Source organism: Polaromonas sp. P4_F9 (assembly GCF_056401235.1).
In genome coordinates this window covers 13,018-34,643 of the sequence record NZ_JBFUJT010000030.1, presented here as the reverse complement: position 1 = coordinate 34,643, position 21,626 = coordinate 13,018, and the positions used below count along the sequence as shown (strand labels likewise).

At 63.3% G+C, this 21,626-nt stretch carries 20 protein-coding genes; 11 read left to right on the top strand and 9 right to left on the bottom strand.

The window, feature by feature from the left end; genetic code table 11:
* Positions 1 to 12 precede the first annotated feature (12 nt).
* The 8 genes from AC1DUB_RS21990 to AC1DUB_RS21955 all read left to right on the top strand — a co-directional run bounded on the left by AC1DUB_RS21990 (position 13) and on the right by AC1DUB_RS21955 (position 8,394).
* A complete protein-coding gene (locus AC1DUB_RS21990; protein WP_477731309.1) occupies positions 13 to 1,494 on the top strand; it encodes an aldehyde dehydrogenase in 1,482 nt (493 codons plus the stop codon).
* 53 nt (positions 1,495 to 1,547) lie between these two features.
* On the top strand, positions 1,548 to 2,309 hold the full coding sequence (locus tag AC1DUB_RS21985; protein WP_477731308.1) for an SDR family NAD(P)-dependent oxidoreductase: 762 nt from the start codon (positions 1,548 to 1,550) through the stop codon (positions 2,307 to 2,309).
* A 279-nt stretch (positions 2,310 to 2,588) separates the two neighbouring features.
* Positions 2,589 to 3,566: a Bug family tripartite tricarboxylate transporter substrate binding protein gene (locus AC1DUB_RS21980; protein ID WP_477731307.1), complete on the top strand. Its 978-nt coding sequence runs from the start codon at positions 2,589 to 2,591 to the stop codon at positions 3,564 to 3,566.
* 79 nt (positions 3,567 to 3,645) lie between these two features.
* The gene (locus tag AC1DUB_RS21975; protein WP_477731306.1) at positions 3,646 to 4,554 is read left to right on the top strand and encodes a LysR family transcriptional regulator; all 909 of its coding nucleotides are present in this window, start codon (positions 3,646 to 3,648) and stop codon (positions 4,552 to 4,554) included.
* A gap of 271 nt (positions 4,555 to 4,825) precedes the next feature.
* Positions 4,826 to 5,332, top strand: a complete 507-nt coding sequence (locus AC1DUB_RS21970; protein WP_477731305.1) for a redoxin family protein — start codon at positions 4,826 to 4,828, stop codon at positions 5,330 to 5,332.
* A gap of 140 nt (positions 5,333 to 5,472) precedes the next feature.
* On the top strand, positions 5,473 to 6,396 hold the full coding sequence (locus tag AC1DUB_RS21965) for an NAD(P)-dependent oxidoreductase (protein ID WP_477731304.1): 924 nt from the start codon (positions 5,473 to 5,475) through the stop codon (positions 6,394 to 6,396).
* Between the two features lie 16 nt (positions 6,397 to 6,412).
* Positions 6,413 to 7,264, top strand: coding sequence for an NAD(P)-dependent oxidoreductase (locus tag AC1DUB_RS21960; RefSeq protein WP_477731303.1), 852 nt, complete (start codon positions 6,413 to 6,415; stop codon positions 7,262 to 7,264).
* Positions 7,265 to 7,458: 194 nt separating this feature from the next.
* Positions 7,459 to 8,394 (top strand): LysR substrate-binding domain-containing protein, encoded by a 936-nt coding sequence (locus AC1DUB_RS21955; protein ID WP_477731302.1) that lies wholly within the window; start codon positions 7,459 to 7,461, stop codon positions 8,392 to 8,394.
* A 97-nt stretch (positions 8,395 to 8,491) separates the two neighbouring features.
* Here the strand turns inward: AC1DUB_RS21955 and AC1DUB_RS21950 are convergent, their stop codons facing one another.
* Positions 8,492 to 9,235 (bottom strand): SDR family NAD(P)-dependent oxidoreductase, encoded by a 744-nt coding sequence (locus AC1DUB_RS21950; RefSeq protein WP_477731301.1) that lies wholly within the window; start codon positions 9,233 to 9,235, stop codon positions 8,492 to 8,494.
* Positions 9,236 to 9,635: 400 nt separating this feature from the next.
* Between AC1DUB_RS21950 and AC1DUB_RS21945 the strand changes: the two genes are divergently transcribed.
* Both AC1DUB_RS21945 and AC1DUB_RS21940 read left to right on the top strand, forming a co-directional pair.
* Positions 9,636 to 10,637, top strand: coding sequence for a Bug family tripartite tricarboxylate transporter substrate binding protein (locus tag AC1DUB_RS21945; RefSeq protein ID WP_477731300.1), 1,002 nt, complete (start codon positions 9,636 to 9,638; stop codon positions 10,635 to 10,637).
* 51 nt (positions 10,638 to 10,688) lie between these two features.
* Complete coding sequence (locus tag AC1DUB_RS21940) at positions 10,689 to 11,708, top strand: Bug family tripartite tricarboxylate transporter substrate binding protein (protein ID WP_477731299.1); 1,020 nt, start codon at positions 10,689 to 10,691, stop codon at positions 11,706 to 11,708.
* 233 nt (positions 11,709 to 11,941) lie between these two features.
* Here AC1DUB_RS21940 and trxB read toward each other — a convergent pair whose 3' ends face one another.
* Genes trxB through AC1DUB_RS21920 form a run of 4 tightly spaced genes read right to left on the bottom strand, consistent with a single transcriptional unit; the run spans position 11,942 to position 16,570 of the window.
* The gene (trxB, locus tag AC1DUB_RS21935) at positions 11,942 to 12,892 is read right to left on the bottom strand and encodes a thioredoxin-disulfide reductase (RefSeq protein WP_477731298.1); all 951 of its coding nucleotides are present in this window, start codon (positions 12,890 to 12,892) and stop codon (positions 11,942 to 11,944) included.
* Between the two features lie 12 nt (positions 12,893 to 12,904).
* On the bottom strand, positions 12,905 to 13,693 hold the full coding sequence (locus AC1DUB_RS21930; protein ID WP_477731297.1) for an SDR family oxidoreductase: 789 nt from the start codon (positions 13,691 to 13,693) through the stop codon (positions 12,905 to 12,907).
* Between the two features lie 34 nt (positions 13,694 to 13,727).
* Complete coding sequence (locus AC1DUB_RS21925; RefSeq protein ID WP_477731296.1) at positions 13,728 to 15,425, bottom strand: GMC family oxidoreductase; 1,698 nt, start codon at positions 15,423 to 15,425, stop codon at positions 13,728 to 13,730.
* 44 nt (positions 15,426 to 15,469) lie between these two features.
* On the bottom strand, positions 15,470 to 16,570 hold the full coding sequence (locus AC1DUB_RS21920) for a WD40/YVTN/BNR-like repeat-containing protein (protein WP_477731295.1): 1,101 nt from the start codon (positions 16,568 to 16,570) through the stop codon (positions 15,470 to 15,472).
* 283 nt (positions 16,571 to 16,853) lie between these two features.
* Between AC1DUB_RS21920 and AC1DUB_RS21915 the strand changes: the two genes are divergently transcribed.
* The gene (locus AC1DUB_RS21915) at positions 16,854 to 17,678 is read left to right on the top strand and encodes an SDR family NAD(P)-dependent oxidoreductase (protein WP_477731294.1); all 825 of its coding nucleotides are present in this window, start codon (positions 16,854 to 16,856) and stop codon (positions 17,676 to 17,678) included.
* Between the two features lie 74 nt (positions 17,679 to 17,752).
* On the opposite strand, the gene AC1DUB_RS21910 is transcribed toward AC1DUB_RS21915, so the two are convergent.
* The 4 genes from AC1DUB_RS21910 to AC1DUB_RS21895 all read right to left on the bottom strand — a co-directional run bounded on the left by AC1DUB_RS21910 (position 17,753) and on the right by AC1DUB_RS21895 (position 21,622).
* Positions 17,753 to 18,628 carry an IclR family transcriptional regulator gene (locus AC1DUB_RS21910; RefSeq protein WP_477731293.1) on the bottom strand — a complete coding sequence of 292 codons (876 nt, stop codon included), beginning with the start codon at positions 18,626 to 18,628 and terminating at the stop codon, positions 17,753 to 17,755.
* Between the two features lie 133 nt (positions 18,629 to 18,761).
* Positions 18,762 to 20,126 carry an MmgE/PrpD family protein gene (locus tag AC1DUB_RS21905; RefSeq protein WP_477731292.1) on the bottom strand — a complete coding sequence of 455 codons (1,365 nt, stop codon included), beginning with the start codon at positions 20,124 to 20,126 and terminating at the stop codon, positions 18,762 to 18,764.
* A gap of 3 nt (positions 20,127 to 20,129) precedes the next feature.
* Positions 20,130 to 21,059: an NAD(P)-dependent oxidoreductase gene (locus tag AC1DUB_RS21900; RefSeq protein WP_477731291.1), complete on the bottom strand. Its 930-nt coding sequence runs from the start codon at positions 21,057 to 21,059 to the stop codon at positions 20,130 to 20,132.
* Entirely contained in the window at positions 21,056 to 21,622 is a 567-nt protein-coding gene (locus tag AC1DUB_RS21895) for a carboxymuconolactone decarboxylase family protein (RefSeq protein WP_477731290.1), read from the bottom strand. The genes AC1DUB_RS21900 and AC1DUB_RS21895 overlap by 4 nt, the downstream gene beginning before the upstream one ends.
* Positions 21,623 to 21,626 lie beyond the last annotated feature (4 nt).

Genomic DNA, 21,626 nt, shown 5'->3' with positions numbered 1-21,626 from the left:
CCCAAGGCAACTATGAAAAAGTATGGTCTGTACATCAACGGAAATGAAGTCGAGCCTCAGCGAGGCGAATGGATCGAGACGGTGGATCCCTACCGCGGTGATGCCTGGGCCTTGATCCCGCGTGGAGGCGCTGAGGATGTCGAGCGTGCCGTCGCCGCGGCCAAGCTGGCGATGACCAAGGGTGCGTGGGCCACCATGTCGGCCACCAAGCGCGGCAAGGTCCTGCGCAGCATTGGCGATGTGGTGGCGAAGAACGCCGTGCGCCTGGCCGAGATCGAGGCCAGGGACAACGGCAAGCTGCTTGCCGAAATGCATGGCCAGCTCGCCGCCATTGCCGAGTGCTGGTATTACTACGCCGGTCTGGCCGACAAGATTCAGGGCTCATCGGTCCCGATGGAAAAGCCCAACACCTTCGCGTTCACCACACGTGAACCCATCGGCGTGGTGGCCGCGCTCACGGCCTGGAACTCACCTTTGTGGTTCGCTGCGGTCAAGGCCGCTCCGGCCATGGCCGCGGGATGCTCGGTGGTGGTCAAACCTTCGGAATTCGCCTCGGTCAGCACACTGGAGTTCGCAGCGCTGCTGAAGGAGGCCGGCGTGCCGGATGGTGTCTTCAATGTGGTCACGGGGCTGGGGCAGGAAGCCGGAGCGGCCCTGGTCGAGCATCGCGACATTGCCAAAATCACTTTCACGGGATCCGACGTAACCGGCACGCGAATTTACGAGACCGCGGCCCGCACGTTGAAGCGGGTTTCACTTGAGCTGGGTGGCAAGTCCCCGAACATCGTGTTCGCAGATGCCGATCTTGATCTGGCTGCGGCTGGCGTTGTCTCGGGCATCTTTGGTGCTGCAGGCCAGATGTGTTCCGCCGGTTCGCGGTTGTTGGTCGAAAAGTCGATCAAGGAGGAGTTCACCCAAAAGCTCTTGCAGATGGCGAAGAACATCCGTCTCGGTGATCCCATGGACCCGGCCACCAATGTAGGACCCATAGCGACGCCACCTCAGTTCCAGAAGGTCCTTCATTACATTGCAGTCGCCAAGGAAGACGGCGCGCGATGCATCCTCGGGGGAAAGCCGGCCGTGGGGCCGGGTTTGATCGGCGGTCAGTTCGTCGAACCGACCATCTTCGACGGTGTTACCAACGGCATGCGTATCGCACAAGAAGAGGTCTTCGGCCCGGTGTTGTCGATTATTGAATTCGATGGGGAAGAGCAGGCCGTCGAGATTGCAAACGACGTTGACTTCGGGCTGGTTGCGGCAGTCTGGACGAAGAGCATCGGCAAGGCGCTACGCATGTCGAAGAGCCTTGAAGTCGGCACCGTCTGGATCAACACCTACCGAACCTACAGCTACATGATGCCCTTCGGCGGCATGAAGCGCTCGGGGATCGGGCGTGAGCAGGGTATCGAATCGGTCAACGAATACCTGGAGACGAAGAGCGTGTTCATTTCCACCGCGGAGGGTTCGCCAGCGAACGCTTTCGTCCAACGATGAGCGTGACGGACATCGATGTGGATCTTCAAAAACGACAGAAAGGGTAGATAACGATGGCTGAGAAAGAAGTGAACCAGGCTGGGAGCGCGGCGCCGGCGCCTTCGAACAGGCTCGCAGGAAGGCGGCTGGTTGTCACAGGCGGCGCTTCCGGCATAGGCAGGGCGGTGGCTCGGTTGTTCGCCGCGGAAGGCGCGTCGCTCGCGTTGCTCGACCGTGACGCGCGGGTTGCAGAGACGGCCCATGAAATCGGCGCCACCAGCTATGTCGTCGACATCACCGACGAGAGCGCGGTCATGAAGGTCATCGAGCAGGCCGGCCTGGCGATGTCGGGCATCGACGGCGTGGTCAACGCGGCGGGCATCATGTCCAAGGGGCTCACCACCGAAGTGCCCGCCGATGCCTGGCGCCGCATTCTGGAGGTGAACCTGACCGGCACATACATCGTGGTCCGAAGCTGCTTGCCGTGGATGCAACGAGAGCTGGACGGGACGATCGTCAATATTGCCTCCGCTGCGGGCTTGCTCTCCAACGCGCCGGGCCTGACTGCCTACGCGGCATCGAAAGGTGGCGTCATTGCATTGACACGCGTGCTTGCGGCTGAACTGGCGCCAAAGATCCGTGTGAACTCGGTTTGCCCAGGTATGGTCGACACACCAATGGCCGACGGGTACCGGGCCAACGTCGGCAACTACGCCTTGAAGCGGCTGGCCGATCCCATGGAAATCGCCCGAGCGATCCTGTTCCTCACGGTCTCGGATTCCTCGTATGTGACCGGGGCAGCCCTGGCAACGGACGGCGGGCGGTCCTTTCACTGAGTATTGCATCCAGACTACGAGCCTGTTGTCCACGGGCTCGTGGCGCTGGTTAAAAGGGTCACATGCGCGTGCCGTCGCCGCGACCCCTTGCGTCTCGACAGCCTGCCCGGCAGCAGCGCACCCGCCTCAGTACGATGGTTAGTTTTTCTAACGTCTTAGGGCATAAAAACCAAATAGACGCCATTCCAGCGCCGGTCTACATTTTCAATGTCAATGGCAGCGGCAACGCCGGACGTCATATGCATTCGGATGAACTGAAACTCACAAATAGGAGACCCGATGAACTTATCCAAACGAATTTTGCTGCTGTCGTTGTCAATGGCCGCGGTGTTGCCGACCGCAGCGTGGACACAGGCCTTTCCGAACAAACCGGTGAAGATCATTCTTCCTTTTCCCGCGGGCACGGGTCCGGATGGGGTGATGCGCCTCGTGGGCGAGAAGTTGGGCAAGCTCTGGAATACGTCGGTCATCATCGACAACCGGCCTGGCGGCAACGGCTGGATCGCGGTCGAGGCAGCCAAAAGGTCCGCGCCCGATGGCTACACATTTCTGCAGGTCGATGCGTCCTATATGACCATCCAGCCGCATCTGTACAAGAAGATGCCGTTCGATCCGTTTCATGATTTCGAGCCAGTGGCGCCGATGTACCGCACGAACTACTTCATCGTGGTGGCAGCGGATTCGAAATGGAAAAGCGTTGCCGACCTGGCCGCCGCGGCCAAGGAGGCCAAGGGCCAACTGACCTACGGATCGTCCGGCGTGGGCGGTCAGTTGCACATCAATGCGGCCATGCTGGAAACCGCTCTCAATCTTCCGATGACCCACATACCCATCAAGGAAACCCCGCAGATCTACGTGAGCATCGCGCGTGGCGACATCGCCTGGGCGTTCGGCACGGCGGCCACCGTCGGCCCTTTGGCCAAGTCAGGCAAGGTGAAGATGTTGGCGCTGGCGGCACCGCAGCGCCACCCGAGCTACCCAGACATTCCTACGGTGCGCGAGTCGGGCGGCCCGGCCAGCGTGGAGGCGCGCACCTGGGTGGCGCTGTTCGCCCCGACGGGCGTGCCCAAGCCAATTGTTGAGAAGGTCAATGCTGACCTGGTACGCGTCATGTCCGAGCCCGACATCCGCGAGCGTCTCGATGCCGTCGGTTTCACGGCCTGGGCCGGCAGTCCTGCGCAACTGCGCAAGGTGATGGACCAGGACTACCAGCAATTCGGCGAAGTGATCAAGTCGCTGAAGATTACGCTGGACTGACCGACCGGGCCGTGCAGGCTTGCTCTGGCGGCAGGCCCGTGGTCCGCCACCGCCACGCTTGATCAATCGAAACGAGCGCATGGACCCCAGAAAACTTCTCTACCTCGCAACCATTATCGAGCAGGGCAGTCTGGCCAAGGCTGCGAAGCAACTTGCCGTGTCGCAGCCGGCGTTGTCGAAATCGATGGATCGGCTGGAGAGCGAGTTCGGTGTGCGGCTGCTCGAACGTGGACCCACCGGTGTTACGCCGACGAAACCGGGCGAGCTCGTCTATGCACATGCGAGATTGATCCGCGAGGAGATGAACCTCGCCAAGACCTGTTCCGAGCGCGACGACGCCCGGGCGAACGTAGTGACCATTGCCACCTTGCCGAGTCTTGCGAGCAACGTCATTCCGCTCTCCGTGGCGCGCTGGCGGGAGGCTCACCCGAACGTGCTGCTGCGTGTCGTGGAGAAGGTGCAGATCGAACTGCTGGTCGGGCTGCAGCGGGGCGAGTTCGATTTCGTCGTCGGCCAGACCGAGTTCTTCGACATTCTTTTCGACGGGCTGAAACAGCGGGTCTTGTTTCGCGACAAGTTGTCCGTTTTCGCGCGGGCTGACCACAGTCTTTTCCAACAGGACACAGTGGACTGGAGCGACGCGGCGAAGTGCCCCTGGATCTGCCCCATGGTCGGTTGGTCGCAGCGCACCGTGCTTGAAAGGCTGATGGACGTGGAAGGGATTCGCTTGCCAGTGAACCTGGTGGAATGTGGATCGATCGACTTCACCAGAACACTCATCCGGTCGAGTGACCATCTGGCGATGCTGCCCATTCATGCAGTCGCAGCCGATGTGAGCGCGGGGTTCATCAAGGCGTTGCCATTGGACGTCTCGTCGCTCAAGCGGAACATCGCGGTGGTATTCCGGGAGAACGCGCCCCTTGCAGCCGTCAGCCAGGATCTGATCGGGCACATTGAAGAAACAGGCCTGGCGCTGACCCAGGCTTAGCCACGCGGCGCATGTCGATCGCACGGCTCTCGGACCATCCTCGCAGAGCGTCGGTCAGATTTGCTGACTCGTGATGAACTAAATCCAAATGGACATGGCTCAGACGGACATCTAGAGTCGGGTGTTGCCTTGCGTAGCTCGGGTGGTCTGACGCTCCTTGATATTTTCAGGGGTGCTTTTGGGGCTATCAAGCGCGCACCAGCAACATCGGTATGAGGCACTGCCATTCTTCGTGGCTTGCCCTGTTGGCTCAATATGAACGGAGAGACTCATGATTAAAGTCGGCGACACACTTCCCCCTGCCACCCTGATGGAATATGTCGAACACGAGGGCGAAGGCTGCAGCCTGGGCCCCAATCCAGTGGATGTAATCCAGGCAAGCGCAGGCAAGACCATTGCTTTGTTTGCCTTGCCCGGCGCCTTTACGCCAACCTGCTCGGCGAGCCATGTGCCAGGCTATGTCGAACACGCGGAGGCTTTCAACGCGGCGGGAGTCGATGAAATCTGGTGCGTGAGCGTCAATGATGCCTTCGTCATGGGCGCATGGGCGAGGGACCAGAAGACCGGCGGCAAGGTGCGCATGCTGGGCGACGGCAGCGCCGTGTTCGCTACCGCCACCGGCCTCGCGCTGGACCTCACGGCACGCGGCATGGGTGTGCGCAGCAGCCGCTATTCGATGTTGGTGAAGGACGGCGTGGTGTCCAACCTGAACGTCGAACGCCCCGGGGCGTTCGAAGTCAGCAACGCGGAAACGCTGCTGGCCCAGGCGCGGGGCTGAACCGGTTTCAAGCGCATGATGGAGCGGGATTTGCGGTAAGGGCGCCTTACCGAGCCCGCCCGGAAATGTGTCTTGACCCGTTGCTCCATCTTTCAAATAATTCAGGCATTGATTGTCAGCGGTTGGTGATCTGGAGACACATGATGAACGTTGGTTATATCGGTCTGGGTGCGATGGGCGGAGCGCTGGCACGCCAGATCATCGGGAAATATCCATTGAGGGTGTTGGACCTCAACGCCACGGTCGTGGCGGACTTCGAGAGGAAAGGGGCCACGGCGGTGTCAACAGCCGCGGAAATGGCTCGGCAGTGCGACATCATCCTGATGTGCCTGCCTCGCAGCTCGGATGTCAGCAACGTCATCTTCGGAGCGAACGGGCTTCTCGAGGGCCTTTCTCCGGGAAAGATCCTGATCGACCAGACCAGTGGCATGCCTGACCAGACCCGCGCATTTGCCCGGCGTCTGTCGGAAGGGGGCGTGGTGCTGTTCGATGCGCCCGTGTCGGGCTCGATGGCGGCGGCTGAGGCGGGAACGGTGTCGATCATTACTTCGGGACCCAAGGATGCCTATGAGCGGGCCAGGCCAGTGCTTGAGGCCATCAGCCGCCATGTCTACCGTTGCGGGGACCGCGTGGGCAACGGCCAGACCATGAAGTCTGTGAATAACCTGATGAACACCGGCTGCCGATTCTCTACGCTCGAAATCGTTGCTTTGGGTCGCAAGATGGGCTTGCCCCTTGAGGTGATGACCGAAGCCATCAACCACACCACGGCGCGCAACTTCACCTCCACCGGCATGCTCCATGCGATCGCCGAAGGACGACAAGCCACGAAATTCGGTCTCGCGTTGCAGTTGAAGGACACGAACCAGGCGCTGTCGCTCAGCCTGGAGAGTTGTGCGCCCATGCCGATTACGACCATCGTACGGGGCCTCCTGCAGATCGGAGTCAACACGTTGGGAAAGAACCCGCAACTTGAACAGATGATCGGACTCATCGAATCTTTGGCCGGTGCGCGTTTCGTAGACCCGGCGCCGGCGGCGCAGTCGCAGATGGAAAGGGCTTGAGATGAAGATTGGATGCGTGAACTTCGGGCCACTTGGCCAACACCTCGTTCAGCAACTCGCACGGCAATATGAAGTGTCGGTGTTCGACGCGACACACAACGCTGGGAGCGAACATGCCGCGGAGCTGGCGACGCTTGTCAGGGACAGCGATGTGATCATGGTCTGTGGCAAGGCGGTAGAGGAGGATTTGCGCGACGTGACCTTCGAGCACGGCGAATTCGCGGAGAACCTGTCGGCAGGCAAGATTGTTGTTGACCTGACTGCGGGCGATCCGGAGGCGACGCGGGCGCTTGCTGAAGCGATGAAGCAGCGCGGTGTGCAACTCGTCGATGCACCTGTGCATGCTGAAATCTGGGCTGATCTCCAGGCCCACGCCGCGATTTTTTGCGGCGGCGATCCGGACGCGGTGGCCAAGATCAAGCCTTTGCTCGAAGTCATCACGCCCCGGGTCGTGGTTGCCGGCGCTTCCGGCAACGGCCATGCGACTTATCTGGTCGTCCAAGCCATCGCCATATGTAATCGCGTGGTGACCTGCGAGTGCGCGGGCCTCGGCGCCCGACAGGGTTTGTCGATGCGGGACATGGACACCGTGCTCAACAACAGCTCCGGCCGCAGCAGTGCGTCCGAGCGCCTGCTGCCGAGTTTTCATTCCGCGCAGCCCACGGCCGACGTGCCTCTGGACTCGGTAGTGCGTGACCTTCAGCTCTTTTCCAAGGCGGCTGCGAGCTTCGGTGCTCCGGTGCTCATCGGCAACCTGGCACGCAGTATTGTCGAAATGGCGTTCAACGACCTGGCGGACCATGCGACGCTGGACGACATCGCCCGCTTCTACGAATCGGTTGGAGACTTCAGGTTCGCCGAGGCGTAACGTTCGACGGATTTCGGCGAACCGCAAGACGACCGGTGCGGCGTGCGGGTTTGCCCGTGCCCTCGCAGGGCGACCCCACAGGCGGGTGTTGCGGCGCTGGAGCGGCTACAATCGTGCCCGGCCCCGCGATGGCGACCTGGCCTCGTCGATGGCCATCCGGCGAGGTCCGTCACTGGCCGCACTACTGGTAATCCATGGAACTCCGACATCTTCGCTATTTCAAGGCTGCCGCGGAGGAAGAACACTTCGGGCGGGCCGCAGAGCGCCTGCATGTGACACGGCCAGCCGTGTCGCAACTGATTGCCGATCTCGAGAGCGAGCTTGACACGCAACTGTTCGAACGACTGGCGCACCGCGTCAGGTTGACTGAGGCCGGCAAGGTGCTGCTGCCAAGGCTGGACGCGCTGATGAACGACCTGCACGACGCACTGGCGATGACCAAGCGCGTAGGCGAAGGCAAAAGCGGCGCACTCACCATCGGATACGGGTCACTCACATTGCTTCACTCGCTCTTTCGTGGCGCCATCAAGCGCTTTCGCGAGGAGTTTCCCGAAGTCACTCTGTCGCTGGTGGAGCAGGTGACGATCGACCAGCAGAAGGCCCTGGAAGACAGGAAGATCCAGGCGGGCTTCATGCATTTCGGGCCCGACAAGACATTTCTGCGCAAACGCAAGACCACCCCTTTGGTGACGGGCCAGGATCGCATGGCGCTCGAATGGGTGAACATCCAGGCAGGCAAGGTGGGCGTCGTGATGTTGAACGAGCATCCCCTTGCAAGAAAGAAGTCGGTGAAGCTGGCGGAGTTGGCGAACGAGCGGTTTGTCGTCGTGCCCCGGGGCATCAGCAGTCCGGCACATGGCGCCATCCTGGAGTTCTGCCGCAAGGCCGGCTTCGAGCCGAGGATCGTGCAGGAGGTGAGCACCACGGTGTCGCAGCTGAACCTGGTCTCCGTGGGCATGGGGATCGGCCTGTCCATCATAGGGAAAAACTTTATGTACCCACCGGACCTGACGGTTCTGCCGATCAGCGACATGGTTTATCCGACGACGTTCGTGTTCGCCTGGTTGAAGGGTGAGCGTACGCCAGCGCTGGACCGCATGATCGAGATTGTCGAGTCGATCGCAGGCTGACGCCCGGCATGCGTCGGGGCGGGGCGGTGTTCACACCACGGCGGGCCGTCGATCGATGGAGCCTCGTTCCAAGCGGGGCCCATCGGCCCGCGAGGCTTCACGCCATCAGGGTGCCGCCGTTGACGTCGTAGACCGCGCCGTTCACATAGGCGGCTGCGTCCGATGCCAGGAAGTTGATCACCGCGGCGGCCTCTTCCGGCTTGCCGTAGCGCACCATCTGCGCCTTGCCTGAACGGTATTCGGGCGCGTTCATGATGCGCTGGGTCAGCACCGGCCCGGGCGCGATCGCATTGACCGTCACGCCGGACTGGCCCGATTCGACGGCCGCGCTGCGCGTGAGCCCGATCAGGCCATGCTTGGAGGCGGTATAGGGCGTGCTGCCGTTGATGCGCCCGGTGCGCCCGGAAGTCGAAGCGTTGTTGACGATGCGGCCCCAGCCGCGCGCCTTCATCTGCGGCAGCAACTCACGCGTGAGAAGGAATGGCGCGGTGAGATTGATCGCGAAGACCTCGGCCCAATGCTCGCTGGTCACCTCCTCGAGGTTGAACTTCCGGTCGGCCTGTTTTGGGTGGATGCCGGCATTGTTGACAAGGATGTCGATGCGCCCCTGCCAGGCCAGCGCATCGCGCGCGAGCGCCACGACCTCGGCTTCCTGCGCAAGATTGACGACGAAGCCAATGGTCGGCACGTTGTGCCTTTCGCCGAGCTCGGCGGCCAGCCGGTGCACCTCCGGGTTGCGGTCGACCAGCGCGACACGGTGTCCGGCAGCCGCGAACATCTCGGCGCAGGCCATGCCGATGCCGCCCGCGCCGCCAGTGATCAACGTGATTCTCTCGCTCATACGCCAACTCCGATTGGGAGGGAGGGGTGGATGTCGGGTGTGCCGCGCACAGGGGCAGGAAGTTTGCGTTTCATTCGAAGTCCGGTGGTTCTGAAGGCCCCAGGCTCGCATCGTTGCTGACTGCTCTGGGATACAGGAACTTTATGACCTTCGTGGTGAATCGTCCATTTGCATTAAGTTGACGAGCCGTAAGAAAAACTAACAGCATCGCCAGCCGCGGAACGCATTGGCCGCGGTAAAGGGGTTTGGCGTGCCATGGGTCCAGGGCCCAAGCTTGGGTTGTACCAGGAACAAAGGTCTGGCATTGTATAAACTAATCCCATATAATGGCATTAGTTAAAAATTGCCCAGGTTGGGTACAGGCAGCCCGGGCAATACCAAACCCTCGAAGGAGCGCCAAATGATGAATGCATGCCGATGGGCTGAAGTACGGCTGGCCCACGCCCTCATGGCGGTTTCGCTTTGCCTGGGCATGTTGAGCACATCCGCGTTGGCCCAGGTTTACCCGGACAAATCCCGCGCTGTCAGGGTGCTCGTTCCGTTCGGCGCGGCCAGCTCGACCGATGTCCTGGCCCGCGCCCTTGCCAAAGGCATCTCGGATGTGGCCGGACTGAATGTGATCGTCGACAACAAGGCCGGTGCCGAGGGCCAGATCGGCATGGCGGCCGGCAAAGCCGCACCGCCCGATGGCTACACCTTGGTGATGACGACGAGTTCGACCCAGGTGCTCAATCCGCACATGATTCCCAACCTCGCCTACGACCCGGTGGCCGACTTCACTCCAGTGGCCGGCATCGCCAAGTTCGCCCTGATCTTGAATGCGGGGCCGTCGGTCACTCAGCCCAACCTGCACGAATTCCTGAAGGCTGCACGGGCGAATCCGGGCAAGTTCAGCTTTGGAAGCGGCACCGCCACCACGCGCCTGGCCGCCGAGTTGCTGCAGAGCGTGGGTGGCGTCAAGCTGCTCGCCGTGCCGTACAAGTCGCAAACGGACGCGATCGTCGGCTTGGCGGGCGGGCAGGTGGACATCGTGTTCATGGACCTGCCGGGATCTAGCCCGCACCACAAGTCCGGCCGTGTTCGGCCCCTGGCCGTCACCGGCACGTCCCGCATGTCCGCCTTGCCCGACGTGCCCACTGCGCAGGAGGAGGGGCTGGCCGGTTATGAGGTTACCGGATGGTGGGCGGCGTATTTCCCGGCGAAGACGCCGCCGGCCATTGTTGCGGCGATGCGCGACATTGTGGAGAAAGCCATGAAGACCCAGCCGGTGAAAGATGCGTTGACGACGTTCGCTTTGGAGCCGCTGCGGTTATCAGGCGAAGCCTTCGCCGCGTTCCAGCAAAGCGACAGCCAACGCCTCGGCAAGCTCGTTCGCGAGGCCAATCTCGCGGGCAAGCCCTAGCAACACCATTACTTCCAAGTTTCTCCAGATTACTGCCCTGAAAGCCCCATCATGTCCAAAGCCAATGACGCGTCTTCCCCCGAGCTCCAGCTGGGCCTCAACCGGCGCGAGACCTTGCGGCGCGCCGTTGCACTCTGTGCGATTGCAGTTCCCGGTTATGGCGCGGCCCAGAGCGACTACCCAAGCAGGCCGATCAAGCTGGTCGTGCCGGTGGCACCGGGCTTTGCGACCGACTACATCGCCAGGTTGCTAGCCGAGAGCCTCAGGGTGAGCATGAACGCCACCATCGTCGTGGAAAACCGTGCCGGCGGTGGCGCAGGCAACGTGGGATCGGAGTATGTCGCGCGAGCGAAGCCCGACGGCTACACCCTGCTGTTTGCGTCGCCCGGGCCTTTGACGATCAACAAATTCCTGTATCCGAAGCTGGGCTTCGATCCCGCGGAATTCGTGCCGATTTCGGTGGTCGCGTCGGCGCAGAACGTGCTGCTCGTGCGGGCAGCCTCGCCCTTCAAGAGCTTGCGCGAGATCATCAGCCATGCCAAGGCAAACCCAGGCGCATTGAGCTACGCGAGTGGCGGTGCGGGCACGACGCAGCATCTCGCCGTGGAGATGCTGAAGTCGCAGACGGGCCTGGACATCTTGCACGTTCCGTACAAGGGCTCGGCGGCGGCGATGTCGGGTTTCGTCCAGGGCCAGGCCGATCTCTTCGTGGCCGAGTTGGGCAACAGCATGCCCTTCATAAGAGATGGCAGAGTGCGCGCCATCGCCGTGGGAAGCGCCAAGCGCATGCCCGCCTTGCCCGATGTGCCGACCATGGCGGAAACCCTGCCGTCGTTCACGACCTCGGCCTGGTATGGATTGGTGGCCCCGCCGGGAACACCCGCGGCTATCGTTGCGAAGCTGTCCGCCGCGGTCTCCGAAGCGATGAAGCAGGCCGATGTCATCGCCAAGCTTCAGGGCATGATGATCGTGCCCATCGGCGGCACGCCTGCCGAAATGGCCAGTTTCACCCAGGAGGAAAGCGCACGCTGGGGCAAGTTGATTCGCTCGGCGAAGATTGCCGTCGACTGAGAAAGTGTGGAATGAACCTGCTGGGTACCCCGGTGCTGCCCCTGCGGTCCTCACTGTACGCACAGCGTGGTCGCGCGGTGCCTCGCTTCGGTACGGCTCCGGACCTCGGCACAGTCTCGGGGCGCTCGCGACGGTTCCTTCACACTTTCTGAAGACATCCTCGGCCGAGTACCCGCGTCGAATTGCCCATTCCTGGACCGCCGGTACCACGGCCCGGCCGCGAAGGAACGGCCCTATTGGTTTTCTAGAAACCGTTGTGCGTCCAGTGCCGCCATGCAACCCGTGCCGGCACTGGTGATGGCCTGGCGGTACACATGGTCCTGCACGTCGCCGGCGGCGAAGATGCCGGGAACGCTGGTCATGGTGGCGAAGCCTTGCAGGCCGGTGCGGGTGACGATGTAGCCGTTGTTCATCGATAACTTGCCTTCGAAGATATCGGTGTTCGGCTTGTGGCCGATGGCGATGAAACAACCCTTGAGCGCCACGTCGTGCAGCGCACCGTCGAGGGCGTGGCGCAGGCGCACGCCGGTCACGCCGCTTGCATCGCCGAGCACCTCGTCGAGCGTGTGGAAGAGCTTCAATTCGATCTTGCCCGCCGCGACCTTGTCCATGAGCTTGTCCACCAGGATGGCCTCGGCCTTAAACTTGTCGCGCCGGTGCACCAGCATCACCTTGCTGGCAATGTTTGATAAATACAACGCTTCTTCGACCGCGGTGTTGCCGCCGCCGACCACACAGACCTCCTGGTCGCGGTAGAAAAACCCATCGCAGGTGGCGCAGCCCGACACGCCACGGCCCTGGAGAGCGGTTTCCGATTCCAACCCGAGGTACTGCGCCGAGGCCCCCGTACACAGGATCAGCGCGTCGCAGCTGTAACTGCCGCTGTCGCCCTTGAGCTTGAAAGGCCGCTCGCTGAAGTCGACCTCGCTGATGTGGTCGAAGATGATTTCGGTGTTGAAACGCTGGGCATGTTCGAGGAAACGCTGCATCAGCTCCGGCCCCTGCACGCCGTGCACGTCGGCCGGCCAGTTGTCGACTTCGGTGGTGGTCATGAGTTGGCCACCCTGCGCGATGCCGGTGATCAGCACCGGCTGCAGGTTGGCGCGCGCTGCATAAACGGCGGCCGAGTAACCGGCAGGGCCGGAGCCCAGGATCAGCACCTTGGCGTGTTTGCTTGGGTTCATGATTGCACAGCCTCAGACAACCATTGGCCGTGTCGCACCGTCCATCGACAGCACCGAGCCCGAGATATAGCCAGCGCGCGGCGATGCCAGAAAGACCACCGCAGCGGCCACGTCCTCCGGCGTCGCCAGCCGTCCGATGGGCAACGACTCGCGGGCCTTGATCATCGCCGCATCCTCGGAGATGTTGCGTTGGCGGGCATCGGCCTCGACACCCTCCGCCAGCCGGCCGGTAGCCGTCTTGGACGGGTTGAGCGCATTGACCCGCACGCCTTGCGGCGCATAGGCCAGTGCCAGGCCGGCGGTGGCCAGCATCAGGGCGGCGTTGGCTGCGCCGCCGACCAGGTGCGTGGTGATGGGGATCTTGCCGCCGATGCCGATGACGTTCACGATCGCGCCGTGGCCACGTACGGCCATGCGCTTGATCAACGGGTCCATCACGTTGATGTAGGTGAAAAACTTGGCGTCCATGGCCGCACGCCAGTCCTGTGGCTCGAGTTCCCTGAACGGCTTCTGGCGAGCCGCGCCGGCGGCGTTCACCAGCACGTCGATCGGTCCATGGGCCGCCTCGGCCTGCTCTATCACCGCCAAAGCACTTTGCGCATTAGTGAGGTCGGCGGTCAGGCCGTGGGCAAGCCGGCCGGAGATGTCGAGTTCCGCGCAAGCCTGCGCCAGCCGGGCCTGGTCACGCCCCACCAGGCTGACGGTGCAGCCTTCTTGCAAGAACTCACGGGCGCACGCCAGGCCGATGCCCTTGGAGCCACCCGTGATGAAAACATGCTTGCCCTTGAGTTGGAGATCCATGGTGTCTTTACCTTTTGTATTTGTGGGGTCACGGCTAGGCGGCCACGCTGTTGCGCAGGATCTGATCGGACATCTTCTCCGCCACCATGATGGTTGGAATGTTGGTGTTTCCCCTTGGGATAGTAGGCATGATGGAGGCGTCAACGACGCGCAGCCCCTGCACGCCGAACACCCGTCCGTCCGAATCGACCACGGCTCGCGGGTCGTCCTCGCGCCCCATCCTGCAGGTGCCGACGGGGTGGTACACACCAGAGACCTCGCTGCGCACAAATTCAAGAAGAGCCTCTCGGTCCTGCGACAGGCCCTTGGTGTCGAGCGACTTGCCGGTCATGCGGGCCAGGATGCGGTCGGCCAGCGGCATCGGCATTGCATCCAGCAACAGGGCGAATACGCGCGCCTGCAATGCGTTGCGTTCGGTCAGGGCGTTCCATTTGCGAATGCGGTCGCCGACCCGCACGATGAAGGGCGTCCCGATATGCGGTGCCACGTGCTCGGAGGCCAGCATGTCGAATATGCGCAGCAAGCCTTCCGCCAACCGGAGCAGATCGCCTTCATGGTCGCCGAAGCCGAACTCCACCAGCGGGGCGCGGGCGGCGTCGGCACTCGACAAGCGCACCCGGCCGGTGCCTTGCGGCTTCAGCAACACGGCATTCAGGCTTGCCAGGCGCAGCCCCATCGCGTTCCACGAAGTCTTGCTTTGGATGTTGATGTAGAGGTCTGATCGGGGTGCGTTCGGCACGCTGGAAGACAGGCGCATGCAGGTGGTCGGATGCGTGCGCAGCGCCGGGTCCTGGCGGAAATCGCGGCCGAGAATCGCGCCGACGAAGAGCGCGGCATGGTTCTGCAGGTTGCGGCCTACCGCGGGGCGGTCGGCAATCACCGGAATCCCTAGCGTCGCGAGCGCGGATGCATCACCGATGCCCGAGCGCAGGAGCATCGCAGGTGAATGGATGGTCCCCATGCTCAGAATGACCTCGCGGGCGCTGAAATCGACGGCCTGTCCAGCGGCTTCAGCGGCGAGTCCGACGACACGGTTGCCTTCGAATCGAAGTGAGCGCACGGTCGAGCCCGCCATCACGGTGAGGTTGGAGCGCCGCCGCACTTCAGCCGTCAGGTAGCCAGCAGCGGTGGTCACGCGGCCAGCCTTGCTGTTGCCGATCGGCGTCATGCCATAGCCGTCCCGAAAGTCGGCGTTCATGTCCGGCACATAGGCCATGCCCGTGCCGACGGCGTAGCGGTAAAGCGCCTGGCTGAGGGGAGGCCACGCGTCGCGGGGGATTCTTCGAATCGGGATTGGACCGGCGTTGCCGTGCGAAGCGTCCTGGAAGTCCTGGTCCGATTCAAGCTTGCGGAAATAGGGCAGGACGTCGTTCCAGGCCCAGCCCCGTGCGCCTAGCGCCTCCCATTCCGCATAGTCGTCGGCCGTGCCGCGAAACGCCACCATGCCCGCTACCGACGAGCCGCCGCCCATGACCCGCGCCTGCGGGAATTTCACCGCGCCGCCCGCGGCGTCATTGCGCCAGAAGGCCTTCACATCGGGCCAGAAATAGTCTTGGTTGTAGGAAGACAGCGGATAGGGGTCGAGCACGTCTTTGGCCTCGCCCGAGGGTGCCGTGTCTTGCGCGGCTTCAAGCAGAAGCACCGTGGTTTTAGCGTCGGCGGATAGCCGGCTCGCCAGCACGCAGCCAGCGGATCCGGCGCCGACGATGATGTAGTCATAAGCTGTTTGCATTCGAGTTTTTTCTGTACGCGACCGTGTGGCGGAAGGCTTCCAGGTCAGCCCGCGATGACCGGCTTCGGCGCGGTGGGACGGGTAATCGAGTGTGGCGCGGCGCGGGTTCCCGCCGGTACTGCGCGCCAATGCAGCGAGCGAAGTTCGCCGAATTCGTGCGGCATGCGTTGCCAGCTATCGCCTCCATCCGTGCTTCGGAACAGCTGTCCGAGATTGGTGCAGAGGAACATCAGGTCGGGATTGGACGGATGCAGGGCGACGCACCACAGCGTGCTGTTCAGTTCGCCCGGCAGGGACAGGCGTTCCCAGCTGTCTCCGCCATCCCGGCTGCGCAGCAGGCGCCCGTCGTTGCCGGGGGGGCCATTGCCATTGGTGAGGAACACGGTGGCGGGATCGTCCGGGCGGGTCACCACACAGCGGGTGTATTGCCAGGGCGAATCGAGTTCCACGAAGCGCCAATGCTCGCCCTGGTCCTCACTGAAATGCAGGCCGCGGTTGGTCGAAGCGATGATGCGCACCTGGCCGGCCGCGGTGCGTGTCACGGCGATACCGTGAACGTCGGCGGACACCAGGCCATCGGTGAGGAGCTTCCAGTTCAATCCTCGGTCGTCACTGCGGTAGATGCCGCCGATCTCCACCGTGGCCCACAAGGTATCTGGCGAGAATGGATCGAACAGCAATTGCGTGACGCGGGTCGGGCCCATGTTGATGTCGGAAAACTTGGCGATGCCCGGCGCGGCGAGCTCGGTCCAGCTGACGCCGTCGTCGCTCGAGCGAAACAACGCGGCGGGCCGCGTTCCGGCGAACAGGGTATGCGGGTCCTTGGGATCGTGCGCCACCGCCCACACGTCGCCCAGCCCGGGGCAGATGGCATGCCACCGCGCCGTCCGCTCGTCCCAGCGGTACACGCCTTCATCCGTACCGGCGTGCAGGGTCTCCGGTGTCTCGGGATGGCTGCTCATGGCCCATACCCGCGCCTCCAGGTACATGCCGGAATGGCTGTTCGGATGGACCCAGGTCTCGCCCAGGTCGTCGCTGAACCAGGCGGAATGGCCTGCGGTGCCAGCGTAGAGATGGATCTCTTGCGCAGGGACGGAACGAGAAGCGCCAGCTGCGCTTGAAACAAGAGTGGTTTCGGGGTTCATGTCTGGCCTGAAAGTTTATGAAATTATCCCATGATATGACACTTAATGCAACAGCTGGACTTGGCACCGTGTTTGCCGCCTTTCGCACCAACGGATGCGAGATCGAGCTTGCTGCAAGATTGCTTCTTGTTATAAACTAGTCCTGATATGTGGGATGTTATACAAATTTTTTTGGTCCACGTCGTCACATTGCTGTCCAGCCGGCCCGCGCGCCGGCCTTCGCCTGATCGCCCCGTCGCGGTCACACCTGCCTAGCCCTAGGCCAACCCTTTAAGAGCAAAACATGGAAACAAAAGTATTGGTTCACGCACCCCAGGACTCCGGTGTTCCGGCAAGCGCGCGCGATTTCAGCGTCGCCGAACGGGTGGTGGTCATCACCGGCGCCGGCCAGGGCATCGGCCGGGAATTCGCCAGGCAGTTCGCGGCGGCGGGAGCTTTTCCGGTGGTGGCCGACCTCAACATCGAAAGCGCCCAGGGCGTACTTGCCGAGATCGAAGCCGCGGGTGGCCGCGGCATGGCGGTCAAGGTGGACATCGGCGACAGGGCCTCGGTGGACGCCATGGTCCAGGCCACGCTGGCGCAATACGGCCGTGTCGATGCCTTGATCAACAACGCGGCCATCTTCGCGACGCTCGAGAAGAAGCCCTTTGACCAGATTGGCCTGCAGGAGTGGGAGCGGGTCATGCGGATCAACATCACCGGCGTGTTCAACAGCATCTGCGCGGTGGCACCGGCCATGCGCGAGGCGGGCTGGGGTCGCATCGTGAACATTTCCTCGGATGCGGTGCGGCTTGGCGTGGCGAACTACCTGCATTACGTTACCTCGAAGTCCGCGCTCATCGGCATGACGAATGCGCTGGCGCGCGAACTCGGCGGCCACGGCATCACGGTGAACTGCATTCGGCCGGGCGGTGTGTCGACCGAGGTGGACCGAACGGTGAACCCAACGCTCGAACGGCGTCAGCAGCAGTTGGCCCAGCAGTGTGTGCCGCGTAGCCAGGTGCCAGCGGACCTGGTGGGGTTGGTCATGTTTCTAACCTCGCCTGCATCGGCCTTCGTGACCGGCCAGACCATTGCCTGTGATGGCGGCCTGACCCATAGCAGCTGATTCTGCTGGTCAGCCGGTGGGCGTCGCCGGTGTTGGTCCCGTCTTCGGAAAGTGCCGCGTTGACCGGCGGAAGTCTAGCGCGCGGTGTTGCGCGCCGACACCGAGCCGAACGCCCTCGGTGGGCTGACCAGGTCGGTGTCCTCATTTACCAGGGCCTCGCTCAGCTGTTTGCCTGCGGCCACCACCGCCTCGCAGAAGCCGTGCATGCGCTTGCGGTCCAGCCGATCCTCGGCGCCTGCCACGCCGATGCTCCCCACCACCAGGCCATCGGCGTTGAACACCGGTGCCGAGACGCCGAACACACCGGGATTGAACTCGCCCTGGCTGACCACGAAACCGTCGCGCCGGATGGCGGCCAGGCTTTCGCGGAATGAGGTCCAGTCGGTGCCCAGGCCGGCCAGCGCGATGGCGCGCTGGTGTTGCTGGAAGATGCTGCGCAAGCGGTGCGGCGGCAAGTAGGGAAGAATCACCTTTGACGCGGCACCCGAGAACAGCGGGCGGCGCTGGCCCCGCGAGAACAGCACTGGCGGGCTGCCTTCTGCCAGTTCCTCGCGGATGCACATCACCGTGTCGCTGTAAAGCGCGCACAGCAGCGCCGAATTGCCTGTCAGCTCGACCAGGGGCCGCAGCACCTTGGCGCCGCTTTTGTACAGCGGGTCCGACATGCGGATTTGCCGGTCGAACTCGACGATGCGTGGGCCAAGCACATAGCGGCCGTTGGACACGGCTTCGATCAGGCCCGCGGCGTGCAGCGCCTTGATGTAGCGGTACGAGGTCGACCGGGAAGTGCCCAGGTAGCTGACCAAGTCGATTGCCGGGCGGACGGACATGCCCGGCGTGAACAGGTCCAGCAGGCCGAGCATGCGCTCGAAGCTGCTCTGCGTGTCGCCTTCGGTTTTACGTTTCGCGGCCTTCGGGGCGGCAGGGGATTTTGTTGTACGTGTAGCCATGATCAAGGATTGTCTGTGGAAGAAATCCCACCAGTCTATGACAGAGTGGATAGAACTATAGCCGAGTACCCCTGGCGGAAGGGGCGCCTGGCGCGGCTCCGATGCTGGAATGACACCCCGAAGGACTCGAGGCTCAGTCTGGCTGCGCGAGAGAGATCAGTTCCGCCACGTCGCCGGACTGTTCTATCCGCCAGCAGGCGTCCAGCAGGCGCATGGACGCGGCGGCGTTCAGCAGCAGCCCGGTTTGCCCCCGAAACTTGTCGGCAAGGTCGGTATCGGTCATCGGATTGGCGACGCTGCCTTTGCAATGCTGGATGGTTTTTTCGTTCCGCCGGCCGCTCTGGCAGGTGACCGAAAGTTCGGCCGCCTCGGAAGTAAGTTTTTCGTCCGGCTCTGCTTCGATGGCGTCGCGCAGACGGACCACCTGAGGATCGTCGATGACCGACTGTTGGCCTTCGGCAAGGCCTGCACGCCCGAAAGCCAGTGCGACGGCGATCCAGTGGTAGAGGCTGACCTTGGCCTCCAGCGCGTTCGCCGGATGCCGCCGAAAGCCCAATGCCAGCGCGGACGGGTGCAGCCGTACGCGCACGCCGGCGATCGGGTCGCCGGGCGCGTGGTGACCCTGGTGCCAGACGATAGCTGCATCCACCGCGGGATGGATCACCACGCCGCAGGGATAGGGCTTGTACGCCAGTGCGGTGACCTCGAAATTCGTCAGAAGTCCTTCGGTCAGGTAGGCCAGGTGCGGCTCCATAGCGAACAGGTCCGTGAAACCGTATTGGCCCTCGAGCGGGGCCGCTGGCCCTTCCATGCCTTGCTGCGCGAGCAGAGCGGAGCGCAAGCCACCCTGCGCGGCGTTACCGAAGATCATCGTCGCCGACATCGTGCCGTGGGCCACGCGCAGGCCGGAAGCCTGCTGTGCCGCATGGCCGATGGCCCAGCCGATGGCGCGGGCGTCCAGCTGCATGGCCTTGGCCACGCCGGCGGCGGCGCCGATGCCGGCGGCCACACCCGTCTGCGACCAACCGATGTGGCCCCGCGCCGGCGCCACCGAAATTGCCTTGCTGACCCGGGCAGCGACTTCGACGCCGGAGATCAGCGCCAGCAGGAACGTGTCACCGGGCATCGGCCTCTGACCGGCAAGCGCCAGCAGCGCCGCCGCGACGGCCCCGGTGGGATGCAGGATGGTCTGCGCATGGGTGTCGTCGAACGAGTAGGCCGCCGAACTCAAGGCATTGAACAGGCTGGCGCTCAGTGCGTCGGACCGCTCCCGACGGCCCAGCAGACCCGAGGTCGGTGGGCCGCCGAACGGCAGCAGGGCGCGGATGGCGGTTTCCACGATCTCGTGGCGGGCTCCTCCCACGCAGCAGCCTACGATGTTCACCAGGGCCCGCTTCGCGGCGTGGCGCGCGCTGTCGGGCACCGACGCGAGTTCCAGGTCGTGCACATAGCGTGCAAGCTCCGCCGTGGGGCCCGTAGGGCGCTTTGATTCAGGCATGGTTCAGGCTTTTTCCGAAGACCACTGTGGCGCCACGGCGGCTCCGCCTTCCGGCAACGATTGGGACTGCATGAACAGGAACACCTTCATGCTGTCTTCGTCACGGTAGCCGGCGGCTGCCGCCTCGCGGTAGAGCTCGAGAATGCGTGGCGCCAGCCATAGGGGCGCGCCGTGGCGCTGAGCCTCTTCGAGCATCAGCGCTTCGTCCTTCAGGCCGATCGAAAGCGGGCCGTTGTACTTGAAGGTTCCGCTGAGGATGGCGGCAGGGATCTTGTGCGTGGTCGTGTAGTTCTGGCCCGAGCCGGCGTTCAGCACGTCGTTCAGTACTTTGGGGTCGAGGCCCGCCTTGACACCCATTGCCAAGCCTTCGAAGACCGCCATGCGGCCGGCCGCGGAGACATGATTGTTGATCACTTTCGCAACCTGAGAGATGCCTGGCTTCGCGCCGAGGTAGATCAGTTTGCCGGCCATCAGGTCGAGTGTGGCTCGGGCGAACGCGAAGTCGGGTTCGCTGCCTGAGGCCAGTACCGCCAGCGTGCCGGCCCGCGCGCCCGGCGGCCCGCCGCTGACCGGCGCGTCGATGAGGCCAATACCGCGCGCGCGCAGCTCTATGGCGATCCGGTCGATGATGGCACTGCCCAGCGTGGAGGTCTCGATGTAGACGCGCAATGCGCTGCCACCTGCGACCCCGCGCTCGCCCAGCGCAACGGCCAGACTGGCCTCGCGCGACGGCATGGAGGCGATGATCAGTTCGCAGCGGTTTGCCATGTCCAGCGGATCTTCGGCCACCTGCGCACCTTGCGCGACCAGCGGCTTCAGGGCTTCGGGGTTGCGGTCGCATACGGTGAGGTCCACGCCCTGCTCGAGCAGCCGCAAGGCCATGGGCTGGCCCATGTTGCCGACGCCGATCAAGCCAACTTTGATGCCGGTCATGGCTGTTCTCCCTTCGTGGACGGCAGTGGAGAAGCGCCTGCGGGCAGGGGGAGTCTGGCAGTATTCAGGACGAACGCAAGCATGGAGTAGTAGCCGCAGACGGCGAGCAAGTCCAGCGAAGCCGGCTTGCCGAAGGTTTCCGCCACGGCCTCGAACGAGGCGTCGGAAGGCTCGCCCCGCCACACTGTCTCGTGCGCGAAGTCGTGCACGAGGGATTCACGGTGGTCCATGTTCTCGGGTCTGTTACCTCGGGACACGGGTTCGATCACCGCCTCGCGCAGTCCCGCTTCACGTGCGATCCGCGCATGCGCGACCCATTCGTAATCGCAGGCCCAGCGCCGCGCCGTGACAAGAATGGCAATCTCGACAAGTGCCGCCGGCAGGCCCGTGCCGTAGCGAAGATGTTCGCCGAGCGCCTGTACCTTGCTGGCCAGCGCCGGGTTGTGGATCAGGGCCAGGAAGGGGCCCTTGAGCGCGCCGCGTGGTCCGCTGGCGATGACATCGGCGACCTCGCGCTGCTGCGCGCTCATCTGTTCGCGTTCAAGAATGTCGAATCTGGTCATGGGA

Excerpts from the sequence above, each read along its gene's own strand:
- AC1DUB_RS21990 (WP_477731309.1), top strand. The coding sequence starts at position 13 with ATGAAAAAGTATGGTCTGTACATCAACGGAAATGAAGTCGAGCCTCAG.
- AC1DUB_RS21985 (WP_477731308.1), top strand. The coding sequence starts at position 1,548 with ATGGCTGAGAAAGAAGTGAACCAGGCTGGGAGCGCGGCGCCGGCGCCT.
- AC1DUB_RS21980 (WP_477731307.1), top strand. The coding sequence starts at position 2,589 with ATGAACTTATCCAAACGAATTTTGCTGCTGTCGTTGTCAATGGCCGCG.
- AC1DUB_RS21975 (WP_477731306.1), top strand. The coding sequence starts at position 3,646 with ATGGACCCCAGAAAACTTCTCTACCTCGCAACCATTATCGAGCAGGGC.
- AC1DUB_RS21970 (WP_477731305.1), top strand. The coding sequence starts at position 4,826 with ATGATTAAAGTCGGCGACACACTTCCCCCTGCCACCCTGATGGAATAT.
- AC1DUB_RS21965 (WP_477731304.1), top strand. The coding sequence starts at position 5,473 with ATGATGAACGTTGGTTATATCGGTCTGGGTGCGATGGGCGGAGCGCTG.
- AC1DUB_RS21955 (WP_477731302.1), top strand. The coding sequence starts at position 7,459 with ATGGAACTCCGACATCTTCGCTATTTCAAGGCTGCCGCGGAGGAAGAA.
- AC1DUB_RS21950 (WP_477731301.1), bottom strand. The coding sequence starts at position 9,235 with ATGAGCGAGAGAATCACGTTGATCACTGGCGGCGCGGGCGGCATCGGC.
- AC1DUB_RS21945 (WP_477731300.1), top strand. The coding sequence starts at position 9,636 with ATGATGAATGCATGCCGATGGGCTGAAGTACGGCTGGCCCACGCCCTC.
- AC1DUB_RS21940 (WP_477731299.1), top strand. The coding sequence starts at position 10,689 with ATGTCCAAAGCCAATGACGCGTCTTCCCCCGAGCTCCAGCTGGGCCTC.
- trxB (WP_477731298.1), bottom strand. The coding sequence starts at position 12,892 with ATGAACCCAAGCAAACACGCCAAGGTGCTGATCCTGGGCTCCGGCCCT.
- AC1DUB_RS21930 (WP_477731297.1), bottom strand. The coding sequence starts at position 13,693 with ATGGATCTCCAACTCAAGGGCAAGCATGTTTTCATCACGGGTGGCTCC.
- AC1DUB_RS21925 (WP_477731296.1), bottom strand. The coding sequence starts at position 15,425 with ATGCAAACAGCTTATGACTACATCATCGTCGGCGCCGGATCCGCTGGC.
- AC1DUB_RS21920 (WP_477731295.1), bottom strand. The coding sequence starts at position 16,570 with ATGAACCCCGAAACCACTCTTGTTTCAAGCGCAGCTGGCGCTTCTCGT.
- AC1DUB_RS21915 (WP_477731294.1), top strand. The coding sequence starts at position 16,854 with ATGGAAACAAAAGTATTGGTTCACGCACCCCAGGACTCCGGTGTTCCG.
- AC1DUB_RS21910 (WP_477731293.1), bottom strand. The coding sequence starts at position 18,628 with ATGGCTACACGTACAACAAAATCCCCTGCCGCCCCGAAGGCCGCGAAA.
- AC1DUB_RS21905 (WP_477731292.1), bottom strand. The coding sequence starts at position 20,126 with ATGCCTGAATCAAAGCGCCCTACGGGCCCCACGGCGGAGCTTGCACGC.
- AC1DUB_RS21900 (WP_477731291.1), bottom strand. The coding sequence starts at position 21,059 with ATGACCGGCATCAAAGTTGGCTTGATCGGCGTCGGCAACATGGGCCAG.
- AC1DUB_RS21895 (WP_477731290.1), bottom strand. The coding sequence starts at position 21,622 with ATGACCAGATTCGACATTCTTGAACGCGAACAGATGAGCGCGCAGCAG.